Annotated in this window: 16 protein-coding genes, 2 tRNA genes and 1 pseudogene; 16 read left to right on the forward strand and 3 right to left on the reverse strand. The window is 70.0% G+C overall.

Features of this window, described 5'->3' with window-relative positions; genetic code table 11:
* Positions 1–5 precede the first annotated feature (5 nt).
* Complete coding sequence (locus PT931_RS16505; RefSeq protein WP_363728552.1) at positions 6–416, forward strand: DUF5130 family protein; 411 nt, start codon at positions 6–8, stop codon at positions 414–416.
* Positions 417–591: 175 nt separating this feature from the next.
* On the opposite strand, the gene pepN is transcribed toward PT931_RS16505, so the two are convergent.
* A complete protein-coding gene (gene pepN, locus PT931_RS16510; RefSeq protein ID WP_456246625.1) occupies positions 592–3,150 on the reverse strand; it encodes an aminopeptidase N in 2,559 nt (852 codons plus the stop codon).
* Between the two features lie 118 nt (positions 3,151–3,268).
* Here pepN and PT931_RS16515 point away from each other — a divergent pair, with 118 nt between their 5' ends.
* Positions 3,269–4,441 carry a DUF1015 family protein gene (locus PT931_RS16515; protein ID WP_456246626.1) on the forward strand — a complete coding sequence of 391 codons (1,173 nt, stop codon included), beginning with the start codon at positions 3,269–3,271 and terminating at the stop codon, positions 4,439–4,441.
* Positions 4,442–4,572: 131 nt separating this feature from the next.
* A complete protein-coding gene (locus tag PT931_RS16520) occupies positions 4,573–5,019 on the forward strand; it encodes a ribose-5-phosphate isomerase (RefSeq protein ID WP_456246627.1) in 447 nt (148 codons plus the stop codon).
* Here the strand turns inward: PT931_RS16520 and PT931_RS16525 are convergent.
* A pseudogene (locus PT931_RS16525) lies at positions 5,020–5,211 on the reverse strand (hypothetical protein); the annotation flags it as partial.
* A gap of 68 nt (positions 5,212–5,279) precedes the next feature.
* Here PT931_RS16525 and PT931_RS16530 point away from each other — a divergent pair.
* The 5 genes from PT931_RS16530 (at position 5,280) to PT931_RS16550 (ending at position 10,538) form a co-directional block, all read left to right on the forward strand.
* Positions 5,280–6,152 (forward strand): NAD-dependent epimerase/dehydratase family protein, encoded by an 873-nt coding sequence (locus PT931_RS16530; protein WP_456246628.1) that lies wholly within the window; start codon positions 5,280–5,282, stop codon positions 6,150–6,152.
* Positions 6,149–7,972: a serine/threonine protein kinase gene (locus PT931_RS16535; protein ID WP_456246629.1), complete on the forward strand. Its 1,824-nt coding sequence runs from the start codon at positions 6,149–6,151 to the stop codon at positions 7,970–7,972. The genes PT931_RS16530 and PT931_RS16535 overlap by 4 nt, the downstream gene beginning before the upstream one ends.
* A gap of 172 nt (positions 7,973–8,144) precedes the next feature.
* A complete protein-coding gene (locus PT931_RS16540) occupies positions 8,145–9,035 on the forward strand; it encodes a phytanoyl-CoA dioxygenase family protein (RefSeq protein WP_456246630.1) in 891 nt (296 codons plus the stop codon).
* A gap of 64 nt (positions 9,036–9,099) precedes the next feature.
* Complete coding sequence (locus PT931_RS16545) at positions 9,100–9,804, forward strand: tyrosine-protein phosphatase (protein WP_456246631.1); 705 nt, start codon at positions 9,100–9,102, stop codon at positions 9,802–9,804.
* A 14-nt stretch (positions 9,805–9,818) separates the two neighbouring features.
* The gene (locus PT931_RS16550; RefSeq protein ID WP_456246632.1) at positions 9,819–10,538 is read left to right on the forward strand and encodes a hypothetical protein; all 720 of its coding nucleotides are present in this window, start codon (positions 9,819–9,821) and stop codon (positions 10,536–10,538) included.
* Between the two features lie 51 nt (positions 10,539–10,589).
* Here PT931_RS16550 and PT931_RS16555 read toward each other — a convergent pair.
* Positions 10,590–10,663 (reverse strand) — tRNA-Gly (locus tag PT931_RS16555).
* Between the two features lie 51 nt (positions 10,664–10,714).
* Between PT931_RS16555 and PT931_RS16560 the strand changes: the two genes are divergently transcribed.
* The 8 genes from PT931_RS16560 to PT931_RS16595 all read left to right on the forward strand — a co-directional run bounded on the left by PT931_RS16560 (position 10,715) and on the right by PT931_RS16595 (position 18,479).
* Positions 10,715–10,788: transfer RNA gene (locus PT931_RS16560), tRNA-Pro, on the forward strand.
* 116 nt (positions 10,789–10,904) lie between these two features.
* On the forward strand, positions 10,905–12,242 hold the full coding sequence (tig, locus tag PT931_RS16565; RefSeq protein ID WP_456246633.1) for a trigger factor: 1,338 nt from the start codon (positions 10,905–10,907) through the stop codon (positions 12,240–12,242).
* 187 nt (positions 12,243–12,429) lie between these two features.
* Positions 12,430–13,050: an ATP-dependent Clp protease proteolytic subunit gene (locus PT931_RS16570; RefSeq protein WP_363728129.1), complete on the forward strand. Its 621-nt coding sequence runs from the start codon at positions 12,430–12,432 to the stop codon at positions 13,048–13,050.
* A gap of 20 nt (positions 13,051–13,070) precedes the next feature.
* Entirely contained in the window at positions 13,071–13,730 is a 660-nt protein-coding gene (locus PT931_RS16575) for an ATP-dependent Clp protease proteolytic subunit (protein WP_363728130.1), read from the forward strand.
* 145 nt (positions 13,731–13,875) lie between these two features.
* On the forward strand, positions 13,876–15,186 hold the full coding sequence (clpX, locus tag PT931_RS16580) for an ATP-dependent Clp protease ATP-binding subunit ClpX (RefSeq protein ID WP_456246857.1): 1,311 nt from the start codon (positions 13,876–13,878) through the stop codon (positions 15,184–15,186).
* Positions 15,187–15,740: 554 nt separating this feature from the next.
* A complete protein-coding gene (trpB, locus tag PT931_RS16585; protein WP_456246858.1) occupies positions 15,741–16,913 on the forward strand; it encodes a tryptophan synthase subunit beta in 1,173 nt (390 codons plus the stop codon).
* Positions 16,910–17,701, forward strand: coding sequence for a tryptophan synthase subunit alpha (trpA, locus tag PT931_RS16590; RefSeq protein WP_456246634.1), 792 nt, complete (start codon positions 16,910–16,912; stop codon positions 17,699–17,701). The genes trpB and trpA overlap by 4 nt, the downstream gene beginning before the upstream one ends.
* Positions 17,702–17,711: 10 nt before the next feature.
* Positions 17,712–18,479, forward strand: coding sequence for a hypothetical protein (locus PT931_RS16595; protein WP_456246635.1), 768 nt, complete (start codon positions 17,712–17,714; stop codon positions 18,477–18,479).
* Positions 18,480–19,004: the final 525 nt, after the last annotated feature.

Raw genomic sequence — 19,004 nt, forward strand, 5'->3', positions numbered from 1 at the left:
TCGCCGTGTCGGGCGAGGAGCACGGGCACGCCCCGCGGACCTGGTACCCGGAGGTCGTCGACGGCCCCTTCACGTCCCGGCAGCTGATCCGGATCGACGAGGCCCTCCGCCTCGCCGACTCCGAGAGCGGCCTGACCTTCAGCGTGTACGCCGGCGACCTGCACGTCCCGGTGCGCGGCCACGCGGAGAAGCTGCACAGCCAGCTGCCCGACCCGGACAACAGCGTCCTGATCGCGGTCTCGCCGAACCAGCGCGTCCTGGAGCTCGTCACCGGCGAGAAGGTCCGCAAGCGCCTCCCGGACCGCGACTGCGCGCTGGCGGCGTTCTCGATGACGGCGGCGTTCACGGGCGGCGACCTGGCGGGTGGCATCGTCACCGGCCTGAGCCAGCTGGCCTCGCACACCCAGAAGGTCTAGACCCTCTTTCTCCGTCGTCAGGAGCCCTCCCCGCCCTGGGGACGGGCTCCTGACGCCGTTTCCGGCCCTGTCGCCCGCACCGGCCCCAGCCCGACCCTGCGCCCGTCCGGGCCGGGCCCCGTGCGCACGGAAAGGGGCCCGCACCAACCGGTGCGGGCCCCTGACCTGGTGACAGCTAGGCGGCCGCCACGTCGCACTTCCGCGCCGCGAGCGCCCGCACGATGTCGTCGCGCCCCTCGGCGATCAGCCGCCGCAGCGGCGCCGGGTGGCTCGCGTCGGCCAGCCAGGCGTCGGAGGCGGCGACCGTCTCGTCGCTGATCTGCAGCTTCGGGTACCCGAAGACCGCGAACATCTGGGCGATGTCCCCGTCCCGCAGCTCCCAGATCCGGGCGACCTCGGCGAAGAACTTCTCCGTGTACGGCGCGATCAGCTCGACCTGGGTCGAGTGCTGGAACCCGAACACGAGGAACCGGGCCTGCATGTTGGTGAGGTCGCCCTCGCCGGTGAGCTGCGCCCACGCCGCGGCCTTGGCCTCGGCGGTCGGGATCAGAGCCCGGGCCATGACGGCCTCCTGCTTGCCGGTCGCCGTCGGGTCCCGGTCCAGCTCGGCCTCGATGTCGGCCTCGGTGGCCTGGCCGTTGGCGACGAGGGCCTGCACGAGGTGCCAGCGCAGGCCGGTGTCGATGGCCAGGCCCTCGGGGACGTCCACGCCGTCGAGCCAGCCCCGCAGTACGGCGAGGTCGGCCGCCGAGCGGGCCGTGTTCGTGTACAGCCGGGCCCAGGCGAGCTGGAGCCCGCTGCCCGGGGCGGCGGCGGCCACGGTCGCGCGGGCGGTGCCGGCGATCAGCTCGTAGCCCTCGGCGGCCCAGGACGGGTCCGCGTAGGCGCTGAGCGTGGAGTTCACCTGGCGCGCGATGACCGTGACGATGTTGATGTCGGTCTCGGCGGGCAGGCCCGCGGCGACCTGGCGGACGTAGTCGCGGGCCGGCAGCTCGCCGTCGCGGAGCGCGTCCCAGGCCGAGGCCCAGGTCAGGCCACGGGACAGGGAGCTCGCGAAGCCGGCGATGTGCTCGCGCACGGTGGCCGCCGACCGCTCGTCGAACCGGGTCTTCGCGTACGTCAGGTCGTCCTCGTTGAGGAGGAGGACATCGGGCTGCCGCACGCCGACCAGGGCCTCGACCGAGGTGGCCTCGCCGGCCACGTCCAGCTCGATCCGGTCGCGGAGGACCAGTGCGGAGCCGTCGAGGTCGTACAGGCCCAGGGCGATGCGGTGGTTGCGCAGCGTCGGGTACCCCTCGGGGGCGGTCTGGTGGATCACGACCGAGGTGTAGTTGCCGTCCGCGTCGACCGCGACGGTCGGGCGCAGCGTGTTGACCTGCGAGGTCTCCAGCCACTGCGCGGCGAACTCGCCGAGCTTGCGGCCCGAGGCCTCCTCGAGCGCGCCGAGCAGGTCGCCGAAGGTGGCGTTGCCCCACGCGTTCTGCGCGAAGTACTGCCGCAGGCCGGCGACGAACGGCTCCTCGCCCACGTACGCGACGAGCTGCTTGAGCACGCTCGCACCCTTGGCGTAGGTGATGCCGTCGAAGTTGACCTCGACCGCCTCGACGTCCGGGGTGTCGCAGTACACCGGGTGGGTGCTGGACATCTGGTCCTGCCGGTAGCCCCAGGCCTTGCGGGCGGACAGGAACGTCGTCCACGCGTCGGTGAACCGGGTGGCCTTCGCGTTGCACCAGTGGCTCGCCCACTCGGCGAACGACTCGTTCAGCCACAGGTCGTCCCACCACTGCATGGTGACGAGGTCGCCGAACCACATGTGCGCCATCTCGTGCAGGATGGTGTTGGCGCGCTGCTCGTACTCGAAGTCGGTCACCGCCGACCGGAACACGTAGGCGTCCTCGGCGAACGTGACGCAGCCGAAGTTCTCCATCGCCCCGGCGTTGTACTCCGGCACGAAGATCTGGTCGTACTTCGGCAGCGGGTAGCGCACCCCGAACTGCTCGTGGAAGAAGTCGAAGCCCTGCCGGGTGATCAGCAGGATGTCCTCGGGGTCGAAGTGCTCCTTGAGCGACTGGCGGCAGTACAACCCGAGGTCGATGCCGTCGTGCGAGCTCTTGACCTCGTGGTACGGCCCGGCGCACAGCGCGTTGATGTACGTGCTCATCTTCGCGCCCTGCTCGAAGTGCGTGACCTTCGCGCCGGTCTCGTGGTCCTCGACGGACGCGACGGGCGCGTTGGAGATCAGCTTCCAGTGCTGCGGGGCGGTCACGTGCCAGGTCGCCACGGACTTGAGGTCCGGCTGGTCGAAGCACGCGTAGGTGCGCTGCGCGTCGGCGGTCTCGAACTGCGAGTAGAGGTACACCTCGCCGTCGACCGGGTCGACGAACTTGTGCAGGCCCATGCCCGAGTTCGAGTAGAGGAACTGGCCGACCACCACGAGGACGTTGTCGGCGGCGAGACCGGGGACCGCGAGGCCCTTCTCGCCGGACCACTCGGAGAGGTCGAGCTCGACGCCGTTCAGCGTCGCGGACTCGATCGAGTCGGCCGCGACCTCGATGAACGTGTCCGCACCCGGCTCGGTGCTGGTAAAGTGGATCTCCGACCGCGAGCGGTACGTCCGGTCGCCCGGTTTCCCGCCGCCGTCGGTGAGATCCAGGGAGATGTCGTACGAGAGCACCTCGAGCAGCCGGGCGCGTTCGACCGCCTCGGTCTGGGCGAGGTTTCGGGTTCCTGCCACCTGAATAATCCTCCATCGGCGGTGACGGCACAGATATCGGAAGGAAGTCTTGCACAATTCCGGGGGTACCGCGCCACCGGAGCCGGCCGATCCGAGGGTGGCCGGTAGGGTTTTGACCATGACCGTCGCGTACCCCATCAGCAGGGCCTGGGTCTCTGCCGGTGGCACAGGAGCACAGAACTACGACGAGTTCGCCGATGACGCCGAAATCACCGCCATTATCAGTGCCAATCCGGTCAGCGCGTTGGGTGTGGAGATGCCGCACCGCGCACCGGAGAGCCTGGGCAAATCCTTCACCGAATCGTTGCCCGACGCCGCGGCCCGGCTGACCGCGGCCAAGGAGCAGGGCAGGTACACCCCTGCCGAGGAGATCGTCGCCGTCTACCGGCTCGGCAAGGGCTCGTTCGGGGTGTTCTGCCTGGTCGACACCAGCCAGATCTCCACCAACGCGGACGAACCAGGCCTGGTCATCCGCAACGAGGACGTCTTCATCGAGAAGGTCCGGGAGCGGGTCGCGCTCGCCGAGGCCGTCGGGCACCTGCTCTCGCCCGTGCTCCTCCTGCAGACCGGCAAGGGTGCCGAACTGCACGCGCTGCTGTCCGAGCTGACCGAACGGCTCGGTGACGCCGACGTCGCCGACACCGACCAGGCCGGCCGGGAGCACGCCATCTGGGTGCTGGGCCCCGGGGCCGACCGCGACGCGGTGCTGGCCCTGGCCGGCGGCGGCGAACTGATCGTCGCCGACGGCAACCACCGCAGCCTGGCGGCCCAGACCGGCCACCTGCCCAAGTTCCTCGCCGTGGTGACGACGCCGGAGTCGATCGCGATCCAGCCGTACAACCGACTGGTCTCGGGGGTGGAACTGGATCTGGCCGCGCTCGGCGGCGAGCTGGTCGAACTCGACGGCCGCCCGGAGGTGCCGACCGCCGGCGGAACCATCCACGTCTACCAGGGCGGCAGGGGTTACGCCCTGCGGCTGCCGGTGGCCGACGACGCCAGCGTGCTGGACCGGCTCGACCACGCGCTCGTCGAGAAGCAGGTCTTCAACCAGGCGCTGGGCCTCGACGCCGGCGACAAGAAGATCAACTACGTCGGCGGGGACTACCCGGCGTCGTGGCTGTGCGACGAGGTCGACGCCGGCCGGGCCAGCCTGGCCATCCTGATCGCGCCGGTGACCGTGGACGACTTCGTCGCGGTCAACCTGTCCCGGCTCAAGCTCCCCCGGAAGAGCACCTGGTTCACCCCGAAGGCCCGGGGCGGGCTCGTGCTGTCGGAGCTGCCCCGCGCGTAGCGCACGCCGGCCCGGTGCCCCTCGGGGTGCCGGGCCGCACCATGCCCGGTCGGGGCCGGGCACGTGCGCCCGGTCGGGCGACGCGAGCCACCGCCGCCGGGCCGGACCCGGCCGGATGGAATAGTGGCCGCATGCGCGTTTACCTGGGAGCCGACCACGCCGGCTACGAACTGAAGACCCACCTGGCCAGCGTCCTGTCCAAGGAGGGGCACGAGGTCGTCGACTGCGGCCCGCACGCCTACGACGCCGAGGACGACTACCCGCCGTTCTGCATCGACGCGGGTGAGCGGGTCGTCGCCGACCCCGGCAGCCTGGGCGTCGTGATCGGCGGCTCGGGCAACGGCGAGCAGATCGCCGCGAACAAGGTCGTCGGGGTGCGCGCCGCCCTGGCGTGGAGCGTGGAGACCGCGCAGCTGGCCCGCGAGCACAACGACGCCAACGTCATCGGCATCGGCGCCCGGATGCACACCCTGGACGGGGCCACCGAGATCGTGACCGCGTTCCTGACCACGCCGTTCTCGGGCGTCGAGCGGCACAACCGCCGGATCGCCCTGATCAGCGCCTACGAGACCAAGTAACTAGGACAACTGCTCTGGCGGGACCCAGTTGCGGCGGACCACGACCACCTGTTCGTCGGCGGTCGCCAGGTCCTCCGCGGTGGGTCTCGCCGCGTCCCGGGCGCGCAACGCCGCCCCCACGCTGACCTGCGACGAGCCGGGGCCCACGAGCCCGCGCAGCCCGCGGTCCGGGTCCTCACCGCCGCGTCGGCCGAAGTCCTTCACACCTGTGACGGTAGCGTAGGTGTCAGCAAGGAGACTGTTTTCGACGGAGAGTGAGCATGGAGACCTATCTGGTGACCGGCGGTGCCGGCTTCGTGGGCAGTAACGTGATTCGTGCTCTGCTGGAGCGTTACCCGGCGTCGCAGATCGTCTCCCTCGACAACTACCTCACGGGCACCCGCGCCGCGCACGTCGACGACGCCCGGGTCACATACCTCGAGGGCAGCACGGTCGACGTGAACGCCCTCGACCTCCCGCCGCTGAAAGCGGTCTTCCACCTGGGGGAGTACTCGCGGATCCCGCAGTCCTTCGACGAGCCCGACCTGGTGTGGGAGCTCAACCTCCGGGGCACCAAGGAGGTCGTGAAGCTCTGCCACGCGCACGGCGCGCGGCTGGTCTACGCGGCGTCGAGCTCCAAGTTCGGCAACGAGGGCCAGGACGAGCACCTGAACCCGTACGCGTGGACGAAGGCGAAGAACGTCGAGTACATCACGAACTTCGACGCCTGGTACGGGCTCGACCACGTGATCACCTACTTCTACAACGTGTACGGTCCCGGACAGATCAAGACGGGCCGGTACGCGACCGTGATCGGCATCTTCGAGACCCGCACCGAGGCCGGCGAGCCGCTGCCCGTGGTCTCCCCGGGCACCCAGACCCGCGACTTCACCCACATCGACGACATCGTCGCGGGCATCCTGACCTGCTACGAACACGGCAAGGGCGACGGCTACCTGCTCGGCGCGAACCGCGAGTGGACCCTGCTGGAGGTCGCGGAGATGTTCGGCGGCGAGATCGAGATGGTGCCCGCGCTGCGCGGCGAACGCGAGCGCGGCGCGGCCGACTCGGACAAGGCCCGCCAGCTCGGCTGGACGACCACGCGGTCGCTGGACGAGTACATCGCGGGATTCAAGGCTAATCTCGGGAAGTGACCGAACTTCTCGATCTCGTCTGTGGGCCCGCCGGCCCGTTGCCGGAAACCCACCAGAGATACCGCCTGGTGCAGCACCTCGGCTCCGGTGGCCAGGCCGAGGTCTACCGGGCGGTGCGGGTCTGCAGTGGAGTCAGTTCCGCCCCGATGACCGTGAAGGTCTTCCGGGTCGACCCGCTCCGGCCGATCGCCGACGAGCTGCGGTCCTGGGACAAGGGCGACGCGGCCCTGATGGACCTCAACAACCGGGGCGTCCCCGGCATCTGCCGGCGCGCGGACGGCTTCTGGGGCCCGCCGCCGCACCCGCCCGGTGAGCTGCCCCCGCCCGGCGACGCCGTCCCGATCCAGGTCTACGACTACGTGCCCGGCGTCAACCTCCGGGAGTACGTGTCCCAGCGGCACGCCGGCGGCCGGCTGCTCAACGCGCCCGCCTCGCTGGCGTTCCTCGCCCGGATCCTCAAGGAGCTGCACCTCCCGGAGGACCCGTCGGCGTGCCCCGTGCTGCACATGGACATCAAGCCGTCCAACGTGATGGTGCTGCCCAGCGGCGAGATCCGCCTGATCGACTTCACCGGCGCGCGGTACCACCGCCGGGACCACATCACCCAGATCGCGTACACGGTCGAGGCCGGCGGCCCCGAGGCGTTCAGCGGCACCGTGGGCCCCGCCTACGACGTGCACGGCTTCGGCGCGGTGGCCTACTACCTGGTCACCGGCGCCTTCCCCCGGATGGAGCACACGGGCCCGGAGCAGCCGGACGCCCCGCCGCCGCCGTGGGCGACCCTGCGTTCGCACCCGATGCTGGAGTCCCGGCCGAAGCTCCGCGACCACCTGCTCGCCCCGCTGGCCGACGAGCCGGCGCACCGGCCGACCACGGCGCAGCTGTCCACGTGGGTGTCCGACCTGGTCGAACTGGTCCGCGCCGCCGGGGTCCCCGACATCGGGGTGGACTGGATGTCGGCGGCCCCGAGCCGCACCGTGGGCCGGGCGACCGTGACCCCGCCGAAGCAGCCGGTGGCTGGCACGGACACGGGGGCCTTCGCCCGGATCGAGAACCTGGAACGCGAGCTGGTGCACCTGCGCGAGGTGCTGGCCCGGCCGGCGGTGCCGACCCCGAGCCCGGCGTACGCGGTGCCGCCCGTGCAGAACCAGGTGTTCGCGCACCCGGTGTCCCCGGCGCCGTACCGGCCGCCCGTGGACCCGTACCGCGACGCCCGCCCGCAGCAGGCCCACCACCAGCCGACCGCCGCGTTCGACGCCCGGCAGCGCCCGGCACCGCAGGCCACCGCCCCGCTCGACCGGACCAGGGTCGCCCCGAACGGCCCCGGGTCCTCGCCGGCCGACCGGACGAGGGTCGCGCCGCCCGAGCGGACCCAGCTCTCCCCGCAGGGCGACCAGGGCCCGGCCGGCCGGGCGTCGGTGCCGAAGCCGCAGGAGAAGCAGCAGGAGCCGACCGCCGAGATCCGTGAGCGGCACCGGGAGCCGACCCTGTCGTTCGGGGAGCGGCTGGAGCTGTTGGCCCGGGGCTGGGAGTTCAGCGCGGTGGGCGCGGCGTTCTCGTTCGTGTGCTGGGGGATCTGGGCGTTCGCCGGGGGCTTCGGGGGGCTGGGCGGCAAGTTCGGCGCGTTCGTGTTCGAGCTGCTGATCGGGCTGGGCGTGTTCGGGCTGTGCCGGCTCGTCGGGCTGCTGATCATCGTGCGCTGGTGGGGGAAGACCCGGAAGAGCGCGCGGGTGTCACACATAGTAGTGGCGCTATTCCTTGCGGTCACAGGGCTGCAGTACCTGGACAGTACTGGCTGGCTGTCACGTCTTATCAGTTGATTTCCGTCACCTGCTCCGCGTCGATGCCGGTCAATTCGACGTGACGTGAGTCACATTCGCCACGCAAAGTAGTCTCCGAAGCGTCTACTTGCCGAGGTGGCCTGTGCGACGCCGACCTCGTAGTCGGTGCCCGTCACCCCGGACTCCAGCACCCTTCACGGAGGAGAGCACGTTGACCGCAACCGCCCACGCCCCGGCGGCCGAGCTCGCCATGACCCCGGACCAGCGCGAACAGTTCGACCGCGACGGTTACCTCATCATCCGCGGGGTGCTCACCCCGGAGGAGATCGCGCACTACACCGCCGCGATGGACCGGGTCTACGCCGAGCACGCCGCAGCCGGGAAGCTCGGCGCCGACGGCTCGCTGCACAAGCTGAGCGCCGTCGCCAGCTGCCCCGAGCTCGCCGGTCTGATGACCCACGAGAAGGTCTTCCCGCTCGTCTGGTCGACGATCGGCTGGAACGTGCACGTCTACCACTCGCACCTCGACGTGCACCCCAAGATCGAGGTGCACAAGCCCGCCCGGTTCGAGTGGCACCAGGACGGCGGCCGGCAGAACCGCGAGATCGAGACGGACCCGCGTCCGCAGCTCTCCGTGAAGCTCGCCTTCTTCCTCACCGACCTGTCCGAGCCCGGCCGGGGCAACCTCCAGGTCGTGCCCGGCAGCCACAAGACCAACTGGATCCAGGGTCCGCCGCGCCGCGACATGGAGTGGCCCAACCCCGAGGGCGCCATCGAGGTGCAGGTCGACCCCGGCGACGTGGTCTTCTTCGACCGGCGGATCTGGCACGCCCGGTCCAACAACTACTCGGACTTCACCCGCAAGGTCGCCTTCTTCGGGTACACGTACCGGTGGATCGCCATCCGCGACGAGAAGCCCACCTCCTTCGACGAGCTGACCCCCGTGCAGCGCCAGATGTGCGACCTGCTCGACGGGCGCGCCGTGGACCGGGTGGAGGGCGGCGACCACGCGTGGGGCCACTTCCCGAGCGAGGTCCCGCTGTACGTGCAGCTCAAGGAGGGTGGTCACCTCGACCCGACGTACCCCCCACTCAAGCCGTAACCGGCACACAACTCTGCGCGCCCGGCTGATGTCGGGCGCGTAGTCGCGTGGTTACGGTGACGCGATGTTCACCAACGCGTTCAACTTCCGTGACTTATCCACAGCGGACAGTGACCGGATTCGCCCCGGTCGGGTGTACCGCTCGGACGCGCTCACCCAGCTCGACGACGCCGAGTGGAAACGCTTCCGGGAACTGGGCGTGCGCACCGTCCTCGACCTGCGCACCCCCGAGGAAGTGTCCACCCAGGGCCGGATCCGCCCCGACTCCGCCGTGGACTACCGCAACCTCTCCCTGCTGAGGACGTTCTGGGACACCGTCGCCTACGACGAGTCCCAGGGCGTCGCCCGGTACCTGTGCGACCGCTACCTCGACCTCACCGACGAGGGCGCCGCCGAACTGGCCACCTGCCTCGACCTGCTCGCCACCCCCGACGCCGGCCCGGTCGTCTTCCACTGCGCCGGGGGCAAGGACCGCACCGGCGTCCTCGCCGCCCTGGTCCTCGGCCTGCTCGGCGCGTCCGACCAGGCCATCGTCGCCGACTACGCCCGCACCGCCGACACCGTGCACCTGGTCACCGCCCGCCTCGCCGCCGGGTACGGCCACGGGGCCGGACACTTCCCGCCCTTCAGCGCCTGCCCCGGCGACGCCATGTCCCTGTTCCTCACCGAACTGCGCGCCCGGCACGGCAGCCTCGACGGGTACGTCTCCTCGATCGGGGTGCCGCCCGCGACCGTGGCCGCGCTGCGTACCCATCTGATGCCCTTGTGATCCCAGGAGCCCCCGTGACCGAGCAGTACGCCGCCCTCATCCGCCCCGTCGTCGACCGGGTCTACAGCACCGCCCGCGCCGCCGGACGGGAACGCGGACGCGCCGTGATCGAGAAGTTCGGCGTGCACCCCGGTTTCATCCTGAGCTTCTACTTCGGGCTCCTCGCCCGGCCGATGTCCGCCGAGGGCCTCGACGCGGCCCTCGCCTACGTCGGCAACGACATGACCGACGAACTCGCCGCGGGGGTCACGGTCGTCGGCCCGGACGGCGCGTGGCACCTCACCGACCTGGGCCGGACCCTGGCGCTCGCGATCCAGGACGCCACCGCCGAGGCCGCCGCGGAACTGTGGTCCCGGACGTCGGTGGCCACGATGCCGGGGCTGGCCGTCGTACCCAGACTGGCGGAGCTCGTCGGCACCCTCGTGGCGGCCGGGGCACCCACCGGAGGACCCGCCTTCGCGACCCTGGCCCCGGTCTTCGAACCCGCCGACGCCTCGCCCGCGCTGCTGCTGATGAACCGGCTCGGGGCGTTGCGGCACCACCGGGGCGACGCGCACCGGGCCGCGTGGGCCGCCGCCGGACTGACGGTCGACGGCGTCCGGGCGCTGGCGGACGGGCCGGTGCGCGACGCCGTCGAGGCCGACACCAACCGGCGGGACGCGCCGGTCTACGCGGCGCTGACCGAGGGGGAGCGGTGGGAGCTTCTGGCCGGATTGGGCGCGCTGGCCGGATAGGCTCCCGCGCGAACGACGAGGGCCCCGGTGTGGTGACCGGGGCCTCACGGGTGGAGCGGGCGACGAGAATCGAACTCGCGTAGTCAGTTTGGAAGACTGAAGCTCTACCATTGAGCTACGCCCGCATGCGCCGAGGCGCGCCCCCAGCTTAGCGGGTAGACTCCCGGAGGTTCGACCGGGATGTGGCGCAGCTTGGTAGCGCACTCGCTTTGGGAGCGAGGGGTCGCAGGTTCAAATCCTGTCATCCCGACACAGACTGTGACCTGTGCTTCCTGTTCGGGTCCCAGCCATGTCAGGCAGGCGACGCTTGTCTAAACTCGTTCGGTCAGACCTCTTACGACCGCAAACCAATCAAGGAGTACGCCCGTGCAGAGCACCGTGGAGACCCTTAGCCCGACCCGGGTGAAGCTGTCCATCGAGGTGCCCTTCGCTGAGCTCGAGCCGAGCCTCAAGAAGGCGTACCGCACGCTGGCCCAGCAGGTCTCGATCCCCGGCTTCCGGAAGGGCAAGATCCCGGCAGCGGTGATCGACCAGCGGATCGGACGGGGCGCGGTGCTCAGCGAGGCCGTCCAGGAGGCCCTGCCGGAGCAGTACATGGCGGCGGTCCAGGCCCACGACGTGAAGACGATCGGCCGGCCCGACATCGACGTCCAGGAGCTGGCCGACGGCGAGCCGCTGAAGTTCACCGCCGTGGTGGACGTCCGCCCCGAGCTGACCCTCCCGGACTTCTCCGGCATCAGCGTCACCGTCGACGAGCTCGAGCTCACCGACGAGCAGGTCGACGAGCAGGTCAACAGCCTCCGTGACCGGTTCGCCACGCTCAAGGGCGTCGAGCGCGCGGTCGCCAACGGCGACTACGTCACGCTGGACCTCAACGCCACCGTCGACGGCAAGGACGTCGAGGGCGGCTCCGCCAGCGGCATCTCGCACGAGGTCGGCAGCGGCCAGCTGCTGCCGGGCCTGGACGAGGCCGTCGTCGGCCTGTCCGCCGACGAGTCGACCACCTTCACCACCGCGCTGGTCGCTGGCGAGTTCGCCGGCCGCGACGCCGACGTGGCCGTCACGATCAAGGGCGTGAAGGAGAAGGAGCTGCCGGAGCTGGACGACGAGTTCGCCCAGATGGCCAGCGAGTTCGACACGCTCGAGGAGCTCCGCGACGACCTGCGTACCCGGCTCACCCGGGTCAAGCGCATGGAGCAGCTCATGTCCGCCCGCGACAAGGCGATCGACGCCCTGATCGAGGCCGTCGACGTGCCCGCGCCCGAGTCCGTCGTCGCCGAGGAGGTCGAGCACCGCAAGGAGTCCATGCTCGAGCAGCTCCAGCGGGTCGGCGCGAACCTGGAGGAGTACCTCAAGGCGGAGGACCAGACCGAGGAGGGCCTCACGGCCGAGCTGACCGAGTCGGCGACCAAGGCCGTCCGGATCCAGCTGCTCCTCGACGCGATCGCCGAGGACCAGGACGTCCAGGTCTCCGACGACGAGTTCGGCCAGGAGATCGTGCACCGGGCCCAGCAGTCCGGCGTCGCGCCCCAGCAGTACTACGACCAGCTCGTGCGGGCCGGCGTCGCCGGCTCGGTGTTCGGTGACGTCCGTCGGGGCAAGGCCCTCGCCCAGGTCGTCGAGAACATCAAGATCACGGACACCACCGGCGCGGAGCTCAAGGTCGACGAGCTGCGCGGCACCCCGGCCGTCGAGGCCGAATAGTTCGTCCGCGGACGGCGCGTGGCCCAGGCGAGGGTCGCGCGCCGTCCGCGTCTTCTGGCCGTTTTCAGCGCGGAGCGAAACGGGCCCTTCATGGGGCCGGTTTGTCGGCGGCACCGGCTAGGGTCGCAGATAAGAAAACCCCCGACCGGCGTGATCAGCGCGCCGGGTGGTACGGCGAAGGGCTGCCATGACCGACCTGCATTCCCCGGTCGCACGCGGGGCCGAAAGTCTCGGCAACCTCGACGACTCGGTCTACAACCGGTTGCTCAAGGAGCGGATCATCTTCCTGGGCAGTGAGGTGACCGACCAGTCGGCCAACCGGATCTGCGCCCAGCTGCTGCTGCTCGCCGCCGAAGACGCCGAGCGCGACATCTGGCTCTACATCAACTCGCCGGGCGGCTCCGTCTACTCGGGCATGGCCATCTACGACACCATGCAGTTCATCAAGAACGACGTGGCCACCGTCGCGATGGGCATGGCCGCCTCGATGGGCCAGATGCTGCTCTGCGCCGGCACCAAGGGCAAGCGTTACGCCCTGCCGCACGCGCGGATCATGATGCACCAGGCCTCCGGCGGCATCGGCGGCACCGCAGCGGACATCGCGATCCAGGCCGAGCAGATGGTGTTCACCAAGCACCTGATGCACGAGCGGATCGCGTACCACACCGGCCAGACCATCGAGCAGATCGCGACCGACTCCGACCGTGACCGCTGGTTCACGGCCGAGGCCGCGCTGGAGTATGGCTTCATCGACAAGGTGATCACCGGGGCCGCGCAGGTTCCCGCTGGTGCCGGCACCGATAACTGACGGCTGACGGAGAAGAGACCATGAACCTGAACACGCCTTCTTCGCAGTTCGCGCCGGTCACCAACCGGTACATCCTGCCGTCGTTCGTCGAGCGCACGTCGTACGGGATCAAGGAGTCCAACCCGTACAACAAGATGTTCGAGGAGCGCATCATCTTCCTCGGCGTCCAGATCGACGACACCTCGGCGAACGACATCATGGCCCAGCTCCTGGTCCTGGAGTCCACGGACCCGGACCGCGACATCGTCATGTACATCAACTCGCCGGGTGGCTCGTTCACCGCGATGACGGCCATCTACGACACGATGCAGTTCATCCGGCCGGACATCCAGACCGTGTGCCTCGGTCAGGCCGCCTCGGCCGCCGCCGTGCTCCTCGCGGCCGGCACCCCGGGCAAGCGGGTCGCCCTGCAGAACTCCCGGGTGCTCATCCACCAGCCGGCCACCGAGGGCGGCTACGGTCAGGGGTCGGACATCGAGATCCAGGCGCGGGAGATCCTGCGTATGCGTACGATGCTCGAGGACCTCATCGCGCACCACTCGGGCCAGCCCATCGAGCAGGTCCGCAAGGACATCGACCGCGACAAGATCCTCACGGCCGAGGACGCGCTCGCGTACGGCCTGATCGACACCGTCCAGGCGCCGCGGAAGAAGAACGCCGTGGTCCGGGCCGTCAGCTAGTAGCCAACCGTCGGCCCCCGTGGCCGTCGAGTGGTGGAGGTTATGCGGGTTTGGGGGCCTCGATGGGGCCCCCAACCAGGTAACGTCAAAGCAGCGGGTCTCGGACGTCCGGGGCGCGAGCCCTCAGACCGTGAGCACAGGGAGTGTGACGCAGGTGGCACCTCGAATCGGTGATGGCGGTGACCTCCTCAAGTGCTCCTTCTGCGGCAAGTCGCAGAAGCAGGTAAAGAAGCTCATCGCTGGCCCAGGCGTCTACATCTGTGACGAGTGCATCGATCTCTGCAACGAGATCATCGAAGAGGAGCTCTCGGAGGCCGGCGACGTCAAGTTCGACGAGCTGCCCAAGCCCAAGGAGATCTCCGAGTTCCTCGACGCCTACGTCGTCGGCCAGGAACAGGCGAAACGCGCACTCGCGGTCGCGGTGTACAACCACTACAAGCGCATCCAGGCCGAGTCGGTCAGCAACCGCCCCGGCGGCGGTGAGGTCGTCGAGCTCGCCAAGTCGAACATCCTGATGATCGGCCCCACGGGCTGCGGAAAGACCCATCTGGCGCAGACCCTCGCGCGGATGCTGAATGTGCCCTTCGCGATCGCCGACGCCACCGCGCTCACCGAGGCGGGCTACGTCGGCGAGGACGTCGAGAACATCCTCCTCAAGCTCATCCAGGCCGCCGACTACGACGTCAAGCGGGCCGAGACCGGCATCGTCTACATAGATGAGATCGACAAGGTCGCCCGCAAGAGCGAGAACCCGTCGATCACCCGGGACGTGTCCGGCGAGGGCGTCCAGCAGGCGCTGCTGAAGATGCTCGAGGGCACCAGCGCGAACGTGCCGCCCCAGGGCGGTCGCAAGCACCCGCACCAGGAGTTCATCCAGATCGACACCACCAACGTGCTGTTCATCTGCGGTGGCGCGTTCGCGGGGCTCGACCAGATCATCGAGTCGCGGATCGGCAAGAAGGGCCTCGGCTTCGGCGCCCAGATCCGGTCGAAGGAAGAGGTCAGCACCGACGACATCTTCAACCAGGTCATGCCCGACGACCTGTTGAAGTTCGGCCTGATCCCCGAGTTCATCGGCAGACTGCCCGTCATCACCAACGTGCGCAACCTCGACCGCACCGCGCTGATCAAGATCCTGAGCGAGCCGAAGAACGCCTTCGTCAAGCAGTACCAGAAGCTGTTCGAGCTCGACGGCGTCGAACTGGTCTTCGACGAGGAGGCCCTCGAGGCCATCGCCGACCAGGCGCTCCTCCGGGGCACCGGCGCCCGTGGCCTGCGCGCGATCATGGAGGAGGTGCTCCTCCCCGTGATGTACGAGGTGCCAAGCCGCTCCGACGTCGCCCGCGTCGAGATCACCCGAGCGGTGGTCCGGGAGAACGTGAATCCGACGATCATCCCTCGGGATATTCCGCGGAGCGCTCCTCGGGATCGGGAGCGGCGCGACAAGTCGGCTTGATCGGGTTGGTTGGGTTTTCGGTGGCGGCTCCGGGTGGTTGGGGGCCGCCATTGTTGTTGGTGGGTGGGGCGGGCTCGGGCTGTGTTTGCCTGGGGCGGTTCAGTCGGGCCAGCTCAGTCGGGCCGGTTCAGTCGGCCGGTTCAGTGGGGCGGGGCGGTGGGCAGGGCTTCGCCTTGGGCTGGGCTTCGCCGTGGGCTGGTTCGCGCGCGGGCTCGTGTCTGCGGGCGTGCGCTGGCGTCGTGCCGGGCTGGTCGTCCGAAGCGCGCGTCTGCCATCCGAAGAGCCCGCCTGTCGTCCGCAGCCGTGCGTGCCTGCCAGATTCTTGTGGCTGGCGGACCTGGCGGACCTGGCGGACCTGGTGAGCCAGGCGTCACCGGGCGCTACCCTCGCCTCACCCAATCAGTTCTAGAACAGTTATAGCAGATTGAAAAGCACAGTTCTAGAACTCTCATTATTGACTTTCGGGGTGCGGGTGAGGCATTCTTGGTGCGGGGCCGGCGTGACCAGCCCCCGTGACCTCCAGGTGGATCGAGGAAACTGTGAGTGCGGAGTTGATGGGACTGCCCACGGCTGACGGGCGCTTCGGGGATTTCGGCGGGCGGTTCGTCCCCGAGCCGATCGTGCCGGCCTGTCTCGAGTTGGAGGAGGCGTTCACGGCCGCCTGGGCGGATCCGGCGTTCCACGCGGAGCTGCGGGGGCTGCTGAAGCAGTACAGCGGGCGGCCCACGCCGGTCACCGAGTGCCACCGGCTGTCCGAGAAGTTGGGCGTCCGGGTGCTCGTGAAGCGGGAGGACCTCAACCACACCGGCAGCCACAAGATCAATAATGTGCTCGGTCAGGCGCTGCTCGCCCGCCGGATGGGCAAGACCAGGGTCGTCGCCGAGACGGGCGCCGGCCAGCACGGGGTGGCCACGGCGACCGCCTGTGCGCTCCTCGGCCTCGACTGCGTGGTCTACATGGGCGAGGTCGACATGGCCCGCCAGGAGCTGAACGTGTTCCGGATGCGCCTGCTGGGCGCCGAGGTCGTGCCCGTGGCTTCCGGCAGCCGCACACTCAAGGACGCGGTCAACGAGGCGATGCGCGACTGGGTGGCCAACACCCACGACACCCACTACTGCCTCGGTTCCGTCATGGGCCCGCACCCGTATCCGTGGCTGGTCCGGGAGCTCCAGCGGATCATCGGCGAGGAGGCCCGCGAGCAGTGCCTCGAGATCCTCGGCGGCGCCCACCCGGACCAGGTCGTCGCGTGCGTCGGCGGCGGGTCGAACGCGGCCGGCATCTTCGCCGGTTACGTCGACACGAACGCCCGGCTCGTCGGTGTGCAGGCGGCCGGCGGGGCGGCGATCGGGGGCGGCAGGGTCGGGGTCGTGCACGGTTCGCGGAGCCAGCTGTTGCAGGACCGCGAGGGCCAGGTGCTGGAGGCGCACTCCATCTCGGCGGGCCTCGACTACCCGGGCGTCGGACCCGAGCACGCGTATCTGGACTCGATCCACCGCGCCGACTACCCGACGGTGGACGACGAGGAGGTGCTCGAGGCGGTGCAGGTGCTCAGCCGGCTGGAGGGCCTGATCCCGGCGCTGGAGTCGGCCCACGCCATCGCGTACGTGATCCGTGAGGCCGGCCGCGAGATCCCGCTCGGCTCGACCGTGCTGGTCAACCTGTCCGGGCGCGGCGACAAGGACATGCACACTGTGATCGGGCTGCTCGGAGAGGCGACGACGGCATGACTGGACGGTTGGAGAACACGCTGCGGGCGGCGCGGGACGGCGGGCGCAAGCTGCTGATTCCGTACGTGACGGGCGGCGTCACCGAGAACTGGACCGAGTACGTGGACGCGGCCCTCGACGCCGGGGCCGACGCGGTCGAGATCGGGGTGCCGTTCAGCGACCCGGCGATCGACGGGCCGGTGATCCAGCGGGCCTCGGTGCTGGCGCTCGCACGGGGTACCACTGTGGACACCATCGTCGACGACCTAGTGCGCGGCGGAAGCGGCGGCGGGCGCGACCGGGCGCCGCTGATCGCCATGACCTACTACAACCTGGTGCTCCAGCCGGGGCACAAGCGGTTCGCCGAGCGGATCGGCGAGGCCGGGATCTGCGCGACGATCCTGCCGGACCTGCCGCACGAGGAGTCAGGCGAGTGGGAGGCCGACGCGTCGGCGGTCGGGATCGAGCACGTGCTGCTCGCGTCCCCGGTCAGCTCCGACGAGCGGCTGGCCGTGATCTGCGAGCGCACCCGCGGCTTCGTGTACGGGCTGGGCCTGATGGGCGTCACCGGCGAGCGGTCCTCGCTGGCGGAGTCCTCCCTGACCCTGGCCCGGAGGCTCAAGGCGATCACGGACAAGCCGGTGCTGATCGGCGTCGGGGTCTCCACGCCGGCGAACGCGACCCAGATCTGTCAGGAAGCCGATGGCGTGATCATCGGGGCACCGGTGATGCGGAGAATCGTCGAGGGTGAATCCCCGGCGGCGATCGGCACCCTGGTGGCTGATTTCCGCAAGGCGATCGGCGGGTAGCCTACAACAGGTGGAAGCCTTCCTCCTGCTCAAACCTGACTGTCTGCGAGCCGGGCTGTCGGCCCATGTGGAGCGTGAGATCGAGGCGGAGGGCCTGGAGATCCGCTGCCGTCATCGGATCGCCCTGACCCCCGCCGACATCCGCTACCTGTGGAACGAATACTCGGACGAGGGCCACAGCCTCATGCTCGGCCTGCTCGACCGGTACCTGGGCGGGGGCCCGTCGCAGGTGGTCACGCTGGCCGGCGCGGACGCGTACGAGGCGGCCAGGCGGGTGAAGCGCGCCATCCGGTGGCGGTTCGCGGACGGCCCGTTCGCGAACGTGGTGCACGCCGCCGAGTCCCCGGGTGAGCTGCTCCGGCAGGGCAAGCTGCTGCTCGGCTGGTGCGAACGGTGCTCCGGGACCCGGCCGGCGGCGACGTTCCCGGACAAGGAACTCCGCCCGACCGGGATGCTCTTCGGGAACGCCGACCCGGTGCTCGACGCGCTGTGGACCCGGCTGCGGGCCGGCCTGCCGCGACCGGAGCCGGTGCAGCTCGGCGGGGCGGGTTCGGTCGTGGTCCTCGGCGTGGACACAGCCCACTCCCTGGACTCCACGGTCACCGCGGTGTACCGGGCGCTGCCCGGTGTCGCCCTGGGTGCCGCGATCGAGTTGGCGCTGCACGCGAACCGGGTCGGGCGCTATCCGATCGGGATCGGCACGCCGGAGGAGACGGTGCGGAGCCTGGAGCTGCTCCGGGCGAACGGCATCGCGAACTGCTGGACGGAGAACTGCTGAGCCCGGGCGGCTGATGGGCGCCGCCTCCATTGCTCACGCGGATGGTGGGCGCCGCCTGGGTGCGCCGTCTCCATTGTTCACGCGGACGGTGGGCACAGCGGCTGCGCCGCCTCCATCGCTCATGCGGCTGGTGGGCGCCGCGTGTGCACGTCGCCCGCACGGCCCATGCAGACGGTGGGCGCCGCTTGGTTGCGCCGGCTCCACCTGCCCCAGCCCGAGGTCGAGCATCCCGAGCGCCCACTTTCGCGGACAGCAGGACTGAGAGCTGCGGCCGGGGAACGGTGACGTAGCCGTCCTGCGCGGGTTCGCGGCGGGGCGTGCGTCCGCTGGCGGCAGGGCGGACTCGGTGAACGCGTTGGGGAGGTGGTCGCGGGCGCCCTGGGCAAGACGGCTTGTCGAGGATCGCTGGACGGGGAAGGTGTCCTCGGCGTGATCTGTCGGCTGGAGCCACTTGCGGGCGGTGGCCGCTTCCCGATCAGTTGTCAGCACGGTTGACCTGCAGGCGGCGGACGCCGCTCCGAGACT

This window comes from Longispora urticae (assembly GCF_053902585.1).

Bases quoted from the DNA above. Each gene is read 5' to 3' on its own strand.
- trpB (WP_456246858.1), top strand. From the start codon at position 15,741: ATGGGACTGCCCACGGCTGACGGGCGCTTCGGGGATTTCGGCGGGCGG.
- PT931_RS16575 (WP_363728130.1), top strand. From the start codon at position 13,071: ATGAACCTGAACACGCCTTCTTCGCAGTTCGCGCCGGTCACCAACCGG.
- trpA (WP_456246634.1), top strand. From the start codon at position 16,910: ATGACTGGACGGTTGGAGAACACGCTGCGGGCGGCGCGGGACGGCGGG.
- PT931_RS16570 (WP_363728129.1), top strand. From the start codon at position 12,430: ATGACCGACCTGCATTCCCCGGTCGCACGCGGGGCCGAAAGTCTCGGC.
- PT931_RS16530 (WP_456246628.1), top strand. From the start codon at position 5,280: ATGGAGACCTATCTGGTGACCGGCGGTGCCGGCTTCGTGGGCAGTAAC.
- PT931_RS16520 (WP_456246627.1), top strand. From the start codon at position 4,573: ATGCGCGTTTACCTGGGAGCCGACCACGCCGGCTACGAACTGAAGACC.
- PT931_RS16545 (WP_456246631.1), top strand. From the start codon at position 9,100: ATGTTCACCAACGCGTTCAACTTCCGTGACTTATCCACAGCGGACAGT.
- PT931_RS16515 (WP_456246626.1), top strand. From the start codon at position 3,269: ATGACCGTCGCGTACCCCATCAGCAGGGCCTGGGTCTCTGCCGGTGGC.